The organism is Pseudarthrobacter sp. TE3704 (assembly GCF_056279405.1).
This window is the reverse complement of the sequence record NZ_JBWCCJ010000007.1, coordinates 56,555-70,945: the sequence shown is the minus strand read 5'-3', so window position 1 is coordinate 70,945 and position 14,391 is coordinate 56,555. Positions and strand designations below refer to the sequence as shown.

Here is a 14,391-nt window from a genome sequence, read left to right as displayed (position 1 = left end):
CCGGGCCTTCCCACCTCTACCGGTTTAGCCGCTGGTGACCCCGAAGTCCCGGACCGTGGGCAAAACGACGACCGAAGGAATGAACTCGACGCCAGGTGCAGTCGCCCAGAGTGTGCCGGTGTACGCGATCGGGGCGTTCAAAGCGTGCTTGACAGTGTATTCGCTGACCTTTTTGTAAAGGTCCGCACGGGCTCCTTCATCGGACTCGTTGGCGACCTCCTGGAGCAACTTGTCGAACTCTGGGTCCTGCCACTTGAACGGGTTAAGGAATGCTTCAGGGGTGTAGATGTCCCCTACTTCACGCCCTGCCTCGTTGAGGCCTGCGAACCACAGCACGGCGGGATACTTCTTTGAAGATATTGACGCCGCGGTGTTTTGCGGGGGCACCGGTTCCCAGGTCACCTTGACCCCGATGTCCGCCAGGGCCTGGGTGATGACAGGCTCAAAAGATTGCGAGATGACAGTGCTGGGCATCGTCATGGCGAAACCGTCCGGATAGCCTGCCTCAGCCATGAGCTTGCGGGCCTTCTCAGGATCGAAGTCGTAAGTGCCCTCAAGCTCGGAGTTGTAGGCCTCACCATTGGGGTTGAAGACCTGTACCGTGGGTCGGCCGACACCCTGGAGCAGTGCCTTGACGACCTGCTCCCGGTCGAAGGCCATGTTGATTGCCTGGCGGACCTTCTCATTGGCCAGAGCGGGGGCGAGTTCGCCCTTCCGGTCAGCCAGAATGAGAGTAAGCGCAGCAACAGCCTGCACCTCCTTTACCTTGAACCCGGCAGCTTCCGCCTGCTGGCGCTGCGGGGCCTGGATAAAGGCGGCCTTAACTTCTCCGGCCTGAAGCGCGTTGTACTGCGCGGTCCTGTCCTGGATAACCTTAACCTTGACAGTTTTGAAGGGATAGGCGGCCGAGTTCCAGTGGTCCTCCCGGCGTTCGAGAACGTACTCGGTACCGTCAACAGTGGCGTCCGAGAGGACATAAGGCCCTGATCCGGCCGGGCGAAGCTTGGTCGTCTCAGCGGCCAGAGTATCGGGATCGCCTATGACGCCGGTTGCCTGGGCCAGGTAGTTCAAAAGCGACGGCTCGGGTGCGGAGAGCTGGATGACGACGGTGGAATCATCAGGCGCCGACACGGAGGTCACCTTGGCGAGCTTGGACTGCTGCTGGCCGGGAGTGGCCTTGGTCCGTTCCAATGTGCCGACAACGTCTTTTGCCGTTACGGGATCCCCTGCGCTGAACTTGAGATCTCCACGAAGTTTGAGAGTCAGAGTGCGAAGATCCTCCGAGTACTGCCAACTCTCAGCCGCGTTGGGCTGGACCTTTCCCTCCTTGTCAACCAGCAGCAGGGTGTCAAAAATCGACGCCCAAACGTAGGACTGCTGACCCTCCGAAAGCTGCGACGGGTCCAGGGACGCCGGCGGCGCCTGCACCGCAATGCTCAACTCGCCATCGCGGGAGGGGGCCTGCTCAGCTGAACCTTCGGGGGACGGGGATGAGCAGGCAGCGGTTGCCAACAAGGCTGCAACGGCCACAGTGGCCGATGCGGCTCGCGTCAGCGACCGGGCTCGGGACAGGACAGAAACCATGTCTAGGGACTCCTTTGTCAATCTGGAATTGGGTGGAGGCTGTCCCTGAAGGGACTAGCTCCGACGTATTCAGGTGATCGTTCTCACAAGTGAAACATGTCAGCAACCAAATAACAACCGGTTGCCAGAATTTTTTGTATTGTTTCAGCTCGAAGGTCCGCGGGGAGGACAGGCCGGCCAGGGACAACCGGCGGCCCGCCCCGGATCCGAGGGTCCTGGGGCGTTCCAGCCCTTTGGCAATCGATGGAACAAGTACGCCGCGCTTCGCCCCTGACCGTGGGTCACGTCCGCCGCCGGCGTCCTGCTGGAAGGGGCGCTGCGACGAAGGGCAGGCCAACGTGCCGTCCAGGGCCGCCGGCCCGAACGGAGTGCAGGCCGGTGTGCGGCCACTGCGACCAGGACCGTCGCACTTGTTTCGTGGTCATTGATGCTTCCTCTATTAGGCTCTCCGGCCGCCAACGGGTGGATGGGGAGGCCTTGACGTCGACCCGAAGGAACAGTAACCAGTGTGGTTACCTTACGGAAGGGTAGCCATCGCGGGTACAGTTCGCAAGGCCTGCCGCCGCTCTGCCTGCCTGCATGCACTGCCGTCGACGAATCGCTGTGAGTCCCGCTTACTGGCAAGCGTGCGGCAGATGAATACATCACACAGCAGTGCGGCAGCAGAACAGCCGGGGCGCTGGAACGTGCGCCAAAGCCGACCCCGCACTCCATGGAGGAGATTCCAGGTAATTCGATCTCCAGGGGGTGCAGGGGCCGGCTCCGGGCAGAGTTTTCAATACCGACAGGACGCCTTTCGTCCGAACTGTTAAGGCGGTCAGCCTCCGTTGCTTTGTCTCGAACCTTCCCCCAGGGCATCAAAGGTAAATATCCATCCGCCAGCTTTGCCGCTGACCGTCACAAAAGCCTGTTTTGTGCCGGGTTTGATGGCGATGTTGGTCGCCGATGACAAGCTGTCGTCTTTGCTGGGGATAGTAATTGTTGAGACCAGTTCGCCGTGGACGTTGTAGACGAGGATGGCCGGGCGGTTGTGCAGACCTATGTAGAGGTTCCCGTCCGCGTCGACTGCGGCAGAATCAATCTGGCTGGAGCCGGCGTCCACATGGATTCCGGGGTAGGCCGTGAGGACCTTTCGCCCCTCCCCATCCAGCCGGAGGTAATCGATACGGTTGGCCGTATTGTGGCTCACCCACAGCCCGTCATAGTCGGGTGTGAAGGCGACACCGTTTGGTGCCGGCAGGTCCCGGGCCAGAACAGTGGCCTCGGAGGTGCCACCGTCTATACGGATCAGGCGCCCCTGGGGCTTCCAGTGGGGATCCTGGGAGCCGGCCGCGTCGGTAATAAACAGATGTCCTTCCTGGTCAAAGGCGATGTCGTCCGGGTTCATCTGTTTCCCTTCCACCGGCCCCGAGAACAGAAGCCGCGGATCGCCGCCGTCGCCGGAAATGCTTCGGATTGTTCCGCCGATAAAGTCGGTCAGATACAGACGTCCGTCACGCGGGCTGAACTGAGCGGAGGTCAGCGCGCTGGTGTCATCCGTGTACACGGTGCTGGTCTGGCGGGATGCGACGTCAATGCGCAGAACCTTGGGTGCTCCGGGAGGCGCGGTGACATCGACCAGGTAAAGATGGCCGTCGGGCCCGAATGTCGGACCTTCGAGCAACGTCATCCCGGTTGCCTGATGGACCGACGTGACCTGGAGGAGTTCTCTTGCCGTCTGTTCCGTGGGTCTTTTGGCGTCGGCGGGCTCAGCTGGCTCCGTTATGGCGCACCCGGTCAGTGCAAGCGCAAACATCAGTGAGAAGGCAGTTGCGGCCAGCAGGCCGGCAGTCCTCTTGGGCGCCGGGGTCACCGTGACGCCCCAACCCGCGCCGGCATGAGAATGTCGCTCATGTTTCCCTGTCGCCACTCGCGCAGCAGGCGGTGGAAGGTAACGGGGCCTGGACTGAAGGATGCGCCGGAGATCGAACGGGTTCCTTCCCCGTTGTAATACCCAGGTGTGCATTCGGCCTGGAATGCGGTGGTATCCGACGCGGTTTGTACAACGGTCCGGACCCAGTCCTCCTCTGCCGCCGCGGTCGGTTCGACCACACGCGCTCCCGTGGCCCGCACCCGGGAGATGACGGCCGCTATGTGTTCGGCCTGCTCCTGCAGGATGTGGACAAAGTTCACCGAGTTCGCGTTTTGAAGAGCGCCAAGGTGGAAGAGGTTCGGGAACCCATGGGTATAGAACCCGTGAAGAGTGCGGGGCCCATTGGCCCAAGCCTCAAACAAGGACCGCCCGGCACGTCCTGCAACTGGAAGGGTGCCGGAGACGACGCCGGAGACACCGACGTCGAACCCCGTGGCGAAAATGACGCAGTCAACTTCGTACTCCGCGTCACCCACGATGACGGCCGTCTCGGTCATTGCCGTGATGCCACCAAAGTCCGCGGTGTCTACAAGAGTGACGTTTGGCCGGTTGAAGGTCTGCAGGTAGGTATCGCTGAAGCACGGACGCTTGCACATGTACCGGTACCACGGCTTGAGCATCTCGGCAGTCCGCGCGTCCGTGACGATGTCATCGATGCGTGCACGGATCCGGTTCATCGTGTCGAAGTCTGCTAGTTCGTCCTGCAGCTCACGCTCCTCCGGACTCAGGCTGGTATCCACCGCCCCGGTCAACATCTTCCGTTGCAGGGCAACGGTTGCAGTCCAGCCGTCGGTCACAAGGCTTTCCTCCACCGGCTCGCCGGCAAGGACGGAGAGGAAGTTTTCCATCCGCTCCCGTTGCCATCCCGGCTCCAGCGAAGCTGCCCAGTCCTGATCCGTTAGCCGGTTGTCCCGTACATCAACAGTGGATGGCGTGCGCTGGAAGACGAATAATTGCTCTGCGTCCCTGCCCAGATGCGGGATGATCTGGATGCCCGTTGCGCCGGTTCCGACGACTGCGACGCGCTTATCGGCAAGGCCGGACAATCCGCCATCTGCGCTGCCGCCTGTGTAGCCGTAATCCCAGCGGCTGGTGTGGAAAGTGTGCCCACGGAAGGTCTCAATGCCTGGAATGCCAGGCAGTTTTGGTTGCGTCAGCGTCCCCGACGATGTGATGACGAAGCGGGCGCTGAACAGATCGCCGCGGTCCGTCCGGACAATCCACTCCTCGGCTTCCTCGTTCCATGTCAGCCCAGTTGCCCGGGTATGGAAGAGCGCATCGCGGTACAGGTCAAACCGCTTGGCCAACGCCACCGCATGCTGCCGGATCTCCTCCCCCGGCGCGTACCGCCATCTAGGAACGTACCCCACTTCCTCCAATAACGGCATGTAGACATACGACTCGATGTCGCAATGGATACCCGGGTAGCGGTTCCAGTACCAAGTTCCTCCGACATCGCCGGACTCATCCATCAAACGTATGGATTCAACGCCCTCCAGCCGCAACCGTGATGCGGCGAGCAGGCCGCCGAAACCTGCACCAATGACAAGCACCTCAACGTGATCCAAGACCGGTTCACGCTCGACGCGTTCGGTGTAAGGGTCCTTGGCGTAGTAGCCAAACTCTCCTGCAGCCGTCCGGTACTGACCCAGACCGTCCGGGCGGACTCTCCGGTCCCGCTCTGCGCGGTATTTCGCCCGTAGCACCTCAATATCGAGAGGCGGCTTTGATGTTGCGTGGTTTTGAGCGGTAGTCATCTGTCGTCCTCGCTTCGGTAGTGCGCCATGTCGCCTCCAGCGCGGGAACGAGTACCGCGCCCGCAGCCCCCGAATTCTGAACGGCTCTCAGACAGAGTTCCAAGGGCGTCGACACGGCATCGGATCGATTACCAAAGAAAGCTTAGCCTGAGGCTAAGTAATTTTAGAAAGCGTGGCGCGCTCATCGATGTAACGTGGGCTTCATGCCGGACACAGACCGCGAGACGGTACAGCAAAGCATCGACGCTCTGACAATCGCCATCACCATCCGGTCCATCCCCCGCATTCTCCAGCCGCTTCTCTCCACGGACCTCACGATCCAGCAACTCAAGGTCCTCTCCGTCATTGTGACTTCGGAAGACGGGGCCACCAGCGGCGGCCTTGTTGACACCTTCGGCGTCTCCATGGCCTCAATGTCCAAACTCGTCGACCGCCTCGTCGCGGCAGGACTTACGACCCGCTCTTTTGACCCCAACGATCAGCGGGTCCGGCGCATCTACGCCACCAACCTGGGACGTTCCGTTGTCCGCGAACTCATGGCTACGCGACCCGAACTCGGCGGCGATGTTCTCGCTGGACTCACCGTGGACGAACTACGGGCACTCGAAACTGGCCTACGCGCCATCAGCCGAGAACTGCGGGGCTCAACCGAGTAAGCCGCTGACAAGTTGCCGCCCAGTCGCCGCTGCCTGGCTACTCCGCATGGCCGCTTGGCCTCACGGCCCGGGCGCCGAGTTTCGGTCTAGTTAGGGCACACCCCAACCTGACGTCAGGCAGCGAGGGAAAGAGCGTCAGAATAGGCTCGGAAAGGCGGTTGCCACAACCCCCGGGTGAGTAGTCTTAGACTCAAATCTGACAGTCAGCCCGGTCGGCAGGGTTGAGAAGTGGCTGCTATTTTGTGCAGACAGTGTCTGCACAAATTGCACAGGTCTGGCCCTCTTAGCCAACGTCATCAAGCAGGTCGGCGGTGACAGAACAGCAGGTGTAGAAGCCTAAGTCGCAGCCTCCGTGAAATGCCGGCCTCAAGCGATTACGTTTCGTCTTCGGCTTCTGTCCATTCCAGAGCCGCAACGATGTGTCCTTCGTCCGGGAGTGCTTGTTTTTCAGCTTGAGGAAGTTTGTCGTAGGTGTAGGCGGCGACGGCCATGGGTGACGTGGAGCGTCCCAGGCTATACCGGACACTACGGTCGTTCTTGGTGCCGCAGATAAGAATGCCGATGGTTTCATTGTGGTGGTCACGGCGAAGCACGTCATCGACGAGGGCCACATAGAAGTTAAGTTTCCCGGCGAATTCCGGCTGGAACTTACCGGTTTTCAGTTCGATGACCACGTATCGAGATTGTTCGATGTGGAAGAACAGGAGATCGACGTAGAAGTCGTCTCCGTCGACGTCGAAGTGGACTTGGCGGCCGACGAAGGAGAATCCGGGGCCCAGCTCGCGGAGAGTTTCCGTGATTCTGCTGGTGAGGGCATGTTCCAGGTCGCGTTCGGCTACTTCGCCGGAGAGGCCGAGGAATTCGAAGTTGTAGGGGTCCTTTGCTACCTGCTGCGCGAGTTCTGAGTCTGGTCCAACAAGCCGTTGGACAAAGTTGGAGGGCGCCGCCCCAGTGCGCTGCAAAGTCTTGTTCATGATCATGTTCAGTAGGACGTTGCGGGACCAGCCGTATTCGACCGCCGCGGAGGCATACCAGTCACGGTCCTCCGGCGAGTCAAGCTTGTCCAACAGCACTGTGATGTGGCCCCAAGGCAATTGTCCAACAGCCTGTTGGACAATTGGTTCCGGCCAGGCAGTAGCGAATCCGCGCATGTAGAACAGGTTGGACCGGGAAAGGCCCTTCATTTCAGGGAATTCAGCCCGAAGATCATCGGCCAGCCGGCTCATGACCTTACTCCCCCACTCCTCGATCTCTTGGCGTTCCAAAATGGTTTTCCCAATGGACCAGTAAAGCTCGATGAGCTGGGTGTTCACGGTGCGCAGTGCCTGCATACGGGCAGCACGCACCCGGTTCTTTAGCTCACCAAGGAGGTCCGTGTAGCCGGTAGGCAGGGCGAGGTCGCGGGCGTCAGTCATGAGTTCGATCCTATCGACGGGCGCCCGCAGGCCTGCTCCCCCAGCCTTCCACCTGGCTACTCTCCAAGTCCTGCCACTCAAGATGCTTCGTCGTCCAATCCTCAGTTACCCAAGATTGTCCAGACACTGTCTGGACAATCTTTTAGCCGTGACGGTGCCAGCATTCAACGCCCCTCAATCGCCAGTGGAAATAGTCCAAAGTTCTTTGGACTATTTCCACTGCATCTGTGCGCCAGGCTGCAGCGCAATCACAAACTTCATCTCAATACCTGATGCCATCGGCTACACTCCTTTCCCGCCTTCGAGACTCACGCAGGCTGGCATATTTGTACGTGGGTTATTTTGTAGCAGGACCATTTGGGGGTGACGGTGACTCAGTTTCAGGATGCGCCCTCCCCTGGGCGGCGCCCGGCGCCCGACCCGGAGTGGGTGGAGATGTACCGGCGGGGTATCCTTCCCTCGAGGATCGCGGTGCTCGATTCGGCTCCCGTCACCACCGTGCGCTATCACCTGCAGGTAGCGAAGAAAATTGAACCCGAGCTCGAGGCAGAACACGCGGCAGCGCTGCCGAAGAAGGCTCCGGGCCCGTCCGAGGCAGCTCTGCAAAGGATGCAGGACCTTATTTCCTTCTACCGGACGGAAGGGCGATTGCCAGTCGCCCATGCCAAGTCACCGCGGGAGCAGGCCCTCACCAGCTGGCTTTACCTCCGTCGCAAGGAAGCACAAAAGGGAACCCTCTCCCCCGCTGTCCGGGACGGGCTTGATGTGATTCCCGGCTGGGATCAAGCCTCCCCTAGGAAGGCTGAGGATGAGGCCCGGTGGCAGAAGCGTTTTGAGCAGGTGAAGGAACTTCGGGATGCTGGCGGTGACTGGCCGCGTCATCAGAAGACCCCGGATGCGGACGAACGCGTCCTGGGTGTGTGGCTGCATGGCCAGCGAATCAACTACAACCAGGGGAGGATGGCCCCGGAAAAGGAAGCACTGCTAAACGAGCATCTACCCGGATGGCGCGAAGGCAGGCGCCGCACCGGCGGCCGACGACGGAGACCGCATGACCCGGGTGCCGGCTAGACCGTAAAGCCAAGGGGAGGGGCTGCGCTTTGGCAGCCCCTCCCCTTGTCTGGCCGTTGGGTTATCTGCTGAGGCCGCTCTTGGACCTTTCGGCCCCGACGGCTGCCCCTGCACGGGTCTTCCTGGCCTTGGCTGCGCCCTTGCCCATGGTGACGGCGGCGCTGGGGTGGGTGCCTTCGCTGCGTGCCGCGGTGAGCCGGCCGCGGATTTGGGCTTCATTGGCACCGGTGTCCTCCAGGGACTCCGCGAAGTTCGCGTGGTGTTCGGCTGAACCGTAGCCGGTAGCTGCTGCGGTTTCTGCTGTGAGTGCCTGGTCTTTGAGCTGGCTGCTGTCGTTGCCTGTGACGCGGTTTTCGATCTCGCGGCCGACGCCTTCGAGTCGGGCGAAGAGTTCCTTCTCGGCCCGTTCATACCGCTGTTCCAGAGATGCAAATTGAGAGCCTGTGAATCCGCCTTCTGCCAGGAGCTTGGCTTCGTGCATCTCCTTGGCTGCTTTCACGAACTGGGGATCCTTGAAGTGGGATTCGCCGGCACCGCTGAGGTTCGCGGTGGTTTCTTTGCGCAGCTGCTCAATGTCGGGACCGTTGATGCCGTCCTTGCCAATGAGGAACAGCCGCTCTTTGATTTCAGTGTCTGCAGCCGCAGCAGCTTTGGGCGTTTTGGCGTTGTGGGCGCGCTGCAGGGCCTGTGCCAGTTCGGGGTTTGCCAGGTACTCCACGGGTATCTGGTGGCGCTCCATTTCAGGGCCCAGCTTCGTTGCCTGGGCTCGAAGTTCTTCTGCCTGTGCAGCCGCGACCAGCTGCATGGCCTTCTTGTGTTCGGCAGCGGCTTTCCGTGCTTCTTCCTGGCTGCGTGCCAGCTCGTCCAGCCGTGCCTTCTCGGTTGCGATAGTCGCGATTCCCGATTCAAGGTAGGCGGCGTCCGTGCCGACGTCGTGTGTGTCGATACCGTACCGGGCGAGGACTTCTTCGCGGATCTTTGCGGAGGCCTCAAGGGCGGCAGGGTCGTGGTCTTTCCAGCCTTCAGCGACGGCGTGTGCCGTGGCGATGTCGGCCGGCTGGGCCTTGTCCCACCACGCATCCTTCTGTACGGGTGCGAGGACAGCGAGGGCTGAACTCCGTTCAACAGCAAGACGCTTCTGGGCTTCGTGCGCCGCCTGGGCGTCCAGGTGTTCCTGCTGCCGTTGGGCTTCCTGCCGGCGGCGGGCCAGCGTCTCTGCGATGCGTGAGGCGATCATCAGGGATTGCCGCATTCCGTTGTCGAAAAAGTCGTCGATGCCGTCTGATTCACTCATGGTGTTCCCCTTGCACTAGTGGTGTGATTCTTATCGGTCGAGTCCCGGCCCGGTATCGCGGCTGGGCTGATAGGTCTTCGCTGGTGTTGCCGGTGTCGGTGTCGTGGGAACCACCGAACCGGGACGGATCGGGGCCATGCCGCGGCGGGCAATATCAACTGCCCTCGGTCGCGCTGCAGCCGCTTCGGCCGGTTGTTGCTCTGCTCCTACAAGGACAGGTTTGGGCATCGTCGCAGTGAACGGGGCCAGCTGGTTTTCGACTACGGCCCGGATGCGTTGGGCTTCGCGGGTACGACCTGACTGTTGATGCATTTCGTACACCGCGAAGGCGGTGTTAATCAGCTGCACCATGAGCGCTGTTTGCGCGGCCGTTTTGTTCTTGCTCGACGCTGCCATGAACAACATGGCCGTCCCGGCAATGGACGGCAGCGCGACGGGTTCGCCGTGCTGACGGGGAGCCCGAAGTTGGGCGGTGCGGGACAATTCGGCAGCTGTGGCCGCCAGCGGCCCTGGCGTAGCCTCCAGCCGGTACGACCATGCTGCAAAGGCACCGGAAACCTCACGCGCTGCCCTCGCCCAGGTCGCGTGATCATCACGCGGAATATTCCGCAGCCGGTCGGCAAGTGCTGTTGCGTTGCGGGTGTACTCCACCCACACATCAGCTGACGGGGTCGCGTTCTCCGGACCGGTCCTGGAGACCTTGCGTTTGTTGCGCGCGGCCGCGTTCCATTCCGCCGCGGCCTCGGTCGCCAGGTGCGGGGAGTCCATCCATTCCTCACGCAACGCACCGAGCTTCAGGTCGGACGCGAGCGTGCCGCCGCCGAACCAAATAGGCCGCTCCCCCGGCTTGGGGCGCTCCGCGACGGAGTAGCCAACGATGACGTCGGTGGTGTTCTTCGCGTAGCGCGGCCGCACCAACAGGCCGGTGTCGCGGGCGCGCCGAACGAACTCAGCTTCGGTGGCTGACGCGCTGGCGCTGGCGCGCACCTTCCTGACCAGGGAAGCCCGGTGCATCTCGCGGTCGTCCCGGACAGCGGTGGCCTTCTCCGCCCGGTCGTAGCCGCGGGTGGCGTGCACACTGGAGAGCTCTTCGAGCCCGTACTTGGTCTCCAGTTCACGGCACGTCTGTTGTGCGCGTTTGTAGTCGCCATGGGTGGAGGCTTTGGTGCCGTCCTCGCGGACGAGGGACACGGCGATGTGGATGTGGTGGTTGCCGTTCTCGGACGTGCCGTGGTTGATCGCGACCCACCGGCACTGCGCTTTTCCACTGGCCTCGGTAAACCCCATGGCGTCGACGAAGTCATTCGCGATGTCACCCCACTGCTGATCCGTCAGGGCACCTTCTTCAGCGCGGAGACTCAGCGAGCAGTGCCACACATCGGCGTGCTTGTGCCCGTTCGGCACGCGTTCCTTACGGTCAGCATCCCAGCGGAAATCCTTCTGCAAAACCTCGACGCCGAAGGCCTTGCGGGGCTGGTCCAAGTGCTTCGCGATCGCGACCGCGTCGTCCTTGTCCAGGACGCCGTCGTCGTACCAGGCCATGATCGCCGCGTCCCCGGCGACCAGGTGCGGATTGGTGTGCGCGTTTTTCGTCTTATCAGCATCGGTCGAGGCCAGGTAAAGTATGAGCCCGGACATCCGGGAGCCGCGGGTGATGTTTGGAATCATCGGCCTACATCAGCCCCTCGATCGTCCGGTCAATCCGCATCGCGACCTCGCGCACATACGCCAGCGCTGCCTTCGCGTCCTGAGGGAACTCACCGCCCGCGTTCGCGTGCCGGGCGATCTGGTTCACGTTGTTCGACACCCGCGCCAACAACGTATGAATCGCCATCAGCTCGGCCATCGCCGCCCTGCGCTCGGTCGGCGTCTCCGAGCCTTCCGACAGCGCAGCGGTCAGCAGCAGGTTCGGGACCGTGACCTTCTGCCGGGCAGCCTTCGCGATCAGGGCCGCTTCCTCCTCCGCTGTCACCCACACATCGCGGCGCTTCTTCGTTCCTGCCGGAGCATTCGCTCGGCGCCGCCTGGACAGCGGGGAACGTAGCTTTTCATTCTCTTCAGACACGCACTCCCCCAATTCCTTAAACGGCCCAGCACTTCAAAAGCCCAGCGCAGCGACCCCGGAACCGGGGACCACACAAGCCAGTGTGCCAAGCGAACAACCACCGGGCCGTGAGCGACACGCCATTTACACCCGTGTAAATGTATAGCTTGCTCCGCCGAAGGTGGCAAAGCGGTTCTTTGGGCGGAGCACCCGCGGTGGATTGCGCGCCCGTCGCGTGTCGCACCCCCGGGAGGCGGCTCCGGATTAATAGACTCAGACCCGATGCACGATTCACTGAGGGGGAAGTAATGCGGCAGGACTACATCCACAATATGAACGACCCGGCCAGCCGGGCTGAATACATTACCGCCGATGCAGCCGACTATTGGGCACCGAAAAAGACCCGGTCCTTTGAACACAGCAGCGAGGTCGTCACCGCTTGGACGGCCCTCGCCGACACGGTCCGCAGCGACGGGTCCGGCACAGCGTTCAACGGCGCCGACCAGTCCGTCGCCGACCATCTCAACAGCACCGTTCCAGCACTCATCAAAGACTGGGACTCCTACATCACCGTGCGAGCAGGTGAGCTGGTCTTCGGCCCAGCCTGGTCTGCCAACCAAATCGCCGACATGGTCGCGAGGGACTTCCTCCCGGACGCCACGCTCCAAGCAGCGCTGGACGCAGCCCGCACGACCCCGGAAACGCTCGAAGCGATCAGAACCAACGCCCGGGCATACGATGACGAAGACCGGGAAGCCGCCGCGCTTGCGGACGAACACGCCTTTGTCGACGAACCCGAATTAGTGAAGCAGGAACACTACGTCTCGACCGCCACGTACAAGCGGGCGAACGACTTGTACCCGGCTCACGTCAGCGTCGAAATCCTCGTCGACCGGAACCGCGTTAGCGCGGACCCGGCAGGCACGGAAGCCGCCCACGCCGCCCTCAGCAGCGAGGACGCTGCCCAGGTCGAATGGAGCATCGCCGACGTCGCCACACGACACCTGCAGGAACTCGCCCCGACATCCGCTCGCATCGTCGATGACGGCTACGCCATCACCATCACGATGGACCTCCCGGCAGTCCCCGCACCCGACCCCACGAGGACCGGGGACGGCGAAGAGTATCCGCTACTGACCTCATGGCAGGAAGCCCTGGTACCGGCCCTGGCCGAAACGATGGAACTCGTCCTGCCCATTCACGAACGCCCGCATGCCCAGGCACTGGCCCTGCTTGTTGCGGAGGAGATTCCCCCCGCATCAGACGTCAGTGATGCCTACAGCCGGGTAACGGTTGCCGAGGTCATCGAGCACCATGAGCGCAGGATGGAAGGCTACGCCCAGGCTTCGCCGCCCGGCAGCGAAGCCGCCACCCTTCCGGTACCCACCGCCGCGTCCGTGAAAGTACCGGGAACCATCACCTGGGAACCGGAACCGGGGTCCCCGGGGAAGCTCGTCATCGACATCCCCGTACAGGCTCCCGCCCCACGCGCTCACCTGCTCAACGCCGCCTCTGCGCTGCGGCCCGACAACGTTCCCGCCCTCGAGTACGACGTCGACAGCGTAGCCACCTGCCACCTCCACAACGACACGGGCGCCGGTACCCGCATCACGAGCCATGCGCAGCGAATCGAGGCGAGAATCTACCCGCCCACGCCGCTCTCTCAACGTCCGCCAATGTACGGGGAAACACCTCCCTACCTAGAGACCTCGAAGCTCAGGACACTGACCCCCGCCCAGGAAGCCCTGCTGCCCGACATCGCCACGACAATCCGCACGGTCGTCCCGCCCGCACTCCACCCCCATGCAGACGACCTCGCCCGACTGGTCGTGCAGGAGATCCCAGCACAAGCTGACCTGCTGCGCGCCTACCAACGCACCAGCCTTCCCGAAGTCCTCGCCGAACACGACAGCGGCGGCATAACAGCAAAGCTCGCCGCGGAACTTCAGCAACTGACAACGGCCACGCGGCTGTCATTCCCGCACCCTGCCTCCGAAGCACTCACAACAACCACACCCGCCAGCGCTGCAACGCCGACGCGGGCCGCATCCGGCGCCCACGCCGACCACAGCTACGACCGCTAAACCACCAACCGAAAGGAAAACCCCACCATGGCACCCATCAGCCTCGAAGCGACAAAAAACCAGGCACGAGCCCTCCTGGACTCCCGCATCAAATCCGTCGAAGAACTCGTCCAGGCACGCCAGCGCGTGACCGACCTCAAAGACCAGCTCGCCGCCGCAGAACGCGACGACAAACGCGCCTACGTCAAAGCCACCCGCGACGGCTGGAGCCCCGAAGAACTCAAAAAACTCGGCCTCGAACCCGCCGCAGCAGGCCGCCGCCGCAAAGCACGATCCAAAACCGCCGGCACCCCCAACGACACCGCAACAGACACCGACTCAGCCGACGACGAAACCGCGCAAAATCACTAAAGCCCCTCGCCCACAGGGGCACGGCAAAAGCAATCTACCTTCGGGCTTTTCCCGCACCCAGGTGGACGACGGGACCCACCTGACCGGCTGCACACAAACGCCAGGTCACCAAGGTGGGAACCTCACCGCCGGGACCGGCGAATGTGCGCAGCCTCGGAACACTGAAGTCACCAACGGAACCCTTCCCCATGGACCAAGACCAACGCCGCCGGCCCACCCGCCG

Annotated in this window: 11 protein-coding genes; 4 read left to right on the top strand and 7 right to left on the bottom strand. The window is 62.3% G+C overall.

Translation table 11 applies throughout. The features are described from left to right. Positions 1 to 24: 24 nt before the first annotated feature. From ACZ9BC_RS17970 to ACZ9BC_RS17960, 3 genes are all read right to left on the bottom strand, one after another. Positions 25 to 1,584 (bottom strand): ABC transporter substrate-binding protein, encoded by a 1,560-nt coding sequence (locus ACZ9BC_RS17970; RefSeq protein WP_476247109.1) that lies wholly within the window; start codon positions 1,582 to 1,584, stop codon positions 25 to 27. Between the two features lie 817 nt (positions 1,585 to 2,401). Further along, a complete protein-coding gene (locus ACZ9BC_RS17965; protein WP_476247108.1) occupies positions 2,402 to 3,253 on the bottom strand; it encodes an SMP-30/gluconolactonase/LRE family protein in 852 nt (283 codons plus the stop codon). A gap of 179 nt (positions 3,254 to 3,432) precedes the next feature. Further along, positions 3,433 to 5,253, bottom strand: coding sequence for a flavin-containing monooxygenase (locus ACZ9BC_RS17960; RefSeq protein WP_476247107.1), 1,821 nt, complete (start codon positions 5,251 to 5,253; stop codon positions 3,433 to 3,435). Positions 5,254 to 5,456: 203 nt separating this feature from the next. On the opposite strand from ACZ9BC_RS17960, the gene ACZ9BC_RS17955 reads away from it, so the two are divergent. Further along, the gene (locus tag ACZ9BC_RS17955) at positions 5,457 to 5,909 is read left to right on the top strand and encodes a MarR family winged helix-turn-helix transcriptional regulator (RefSeq protein WP_476247106.1); all 453 of its coding nucleotides are present in this window, start codon (positions 5,457 to 5,459) and stop codon (positions 5,907 to 5,909) included. Between the two features lie 374 nt (positions 5,910 to 6,283). Here the strand turns inward: ACZ9BC_RS17955 and ACZ9BC_RS17950 are convergent, their stop codons facing one another. After that, positions 6,284 to 7,324 (bottom strand): PDDEXK nuclease domain-containing protein, encoded by a 1,041-nt coding sequence (locus ACZ9BC_RS17950; RefSeq protein ID WP_476247105.1) that lies wholly within the window; start codon positions 7,322 to 7,324, stop codon positions 6,284 to 6,286. Between the two features lie 369 nt (positions 7,325 to 7,693). Between ACZ9BC_RS17950 and ACZ9BC_RS17945 the strand changes: the two genes are divergently transcribed. Then, a complete protein-coding gene (locus ACZ9BC_RS17945) occupies positions 7,694 to 8,395 on the top strand; it encodes a helicase associated domain-containing protein (RefSeq protein WP_476247104.1) in 702 nt (233 codons plus the stop codon). A gap of 61 nt (positions 8,396 to 8,456) precedes the next feature. Here the strand turns inward: ACZ9BC_RS17945 and ACZ9BC_RS17940 are convergent, their stop codons facing one another. Genes ACZ9BC_RS17940 through ACZ9BC_RS17930 form a run of 3 tightly spaced genes read right to left on the bottom strand, consistent with a single transcriptional unit; the run spans position 8,457 to position 11,754 of the window. Beyond that, on the bottom strand, positions 8,457 to 9,689 hold the full coding sequence (locus ACZ9BC_RS17940; RefSeq protein ID WP_476247103.1) for a hypothetical protein: 1,233 nt from the start codon (positions 9,687 to 9,689) through the stop codon (positions 8,457 to 8,459). Positions 9,690 to 9,719: 30 nt separating this feature from the next. Continuing rightward, a complete protein-coding gene (locus ACZ9BC_RS17935; protein WP_476247102.1) occupies positions 9,720 to 11,357 on the bottom strand; it encodes a relaxase/mobilization nuclease domain-containing protein in 1,638 nt (545 codons plus the stop codon). A gap of 4 nt (positions 11,358 to 11,361) precedes the next feature. After that, a complete protein-coding gene (locus ACZ9BC_RS17930; RefSeq protein ID WP_476247101.1) occupies positions 11,362 to 11,754 on the bottom strand; it encodes a MobC family plasmid mobilization relaxosome protein in 393 nt (130 codons plus the stop codon). A 287-nt stretch (positions 11,755 to 12,041) separates the two neighbouring features. Between ACZ9BC_RS17930 and ACZ9BC_RS17925 the strand changes: the two genes are divergently transcribed. Continuing rightward, the gene (locus ACZ9BC_RS17925) at positions 12,042 to 13,817 is read left to right on the top strand and encodes a hypothetical protein (protein WP_476247100.1); all 1,776 of its coding nucleotides are present in this window, start codon (positions 12,042 to 12,044) and stop codon (positions 13,815 to 13,817) included. A 27-nt stretch (positions 13,818 to 13,844) separates the two neighbouring features. Next, the gene (locus ACZ9BC_RS17920; protein ID WP_476247099.1) at positions 13,845 to 14,168 is read left to right on the top strand and encodes a hypothetical protein; all 324 of its coding nucleotides are present in this window, start codon (positions 13,845 to 13,847) and stop codon (positions 14,166 to 14,168) included. Positions 14,169 to 14,391: the final 223 nt, after the last annotated feature.

What these genes read in the sequence shown, in the direction of transcription:
- ACZ9BC_RS17970 (WP_476247109.1), bottom strand. Translation starts at nt 1,584, where the DNA reads ATGGTTTCTGTCCTGTCCCGAGCCCGGTCGCTGACGCGAGCCGCATCG.
- ACZ9BC_RS17965 (WP_476247108.1), bottom strand. Translation starts at nt 3,253, where the DNA reads ATGACGTTGCTCGAAGGTCCGACATTCGGGCCCGACGGCCATCTTTAC.
- ACZ9BC_RS17960 (WP_476247107.1), bottom strand. Translation starts at nt 5,253, where the DNA reads ATGACTACCGCTCAAAACCACGCAACATCAAAGCCGCCTCTCGATATT.
- ACZ9BC_RS17955 (WP_476247106.1), top strand. Translation starts at nt 5,457, where the DNA reads ATGCCGGACACAGACCGCGAGACGGTACAGCAAAGCATCGACGCTCTG.
- ACZ9BC_RS17950 (WP_476247105.1), bottom strand. Translation starts at nt 7,324, where the DNA reads ATGACTGACGCCCGCGACCTCGCCCTGCCTACCGGCTACACGGACCTC.
- ACZ9BC_RS17940 (WP_476247103.1), bottom strand. Translation starts at nt 9,689, where the DNA reads ATGAGTGAATCAGACGGCATCGACGACTTTTTCGACAACGGAATGCGG.
- ACZ9BC_RS17935 (WP_476247102.1), bottom strand. Translation starts at nt 11,357, where the DNA reads ATGATTCCAAACATCACCCGCGGCTCCCGGATGTCCGGGCTCATACTT.
- ACZ9BC_RS17925 (WP_476247100.1), top strand. Translation starts at nt 12,042, where the DNA reads ATGCGGCAGGACTACATCCACAATATGAACGACCCGGCCAGCCGGGCT.
- ACZ9BC_RS17920 (WP_476247099.1), top strand. Translation starts at nt 13,845, where the DNA reads ATGGCACCCATCAGCCTCGAAGCGACAAAAAACCAGGCACGAGCCCTC.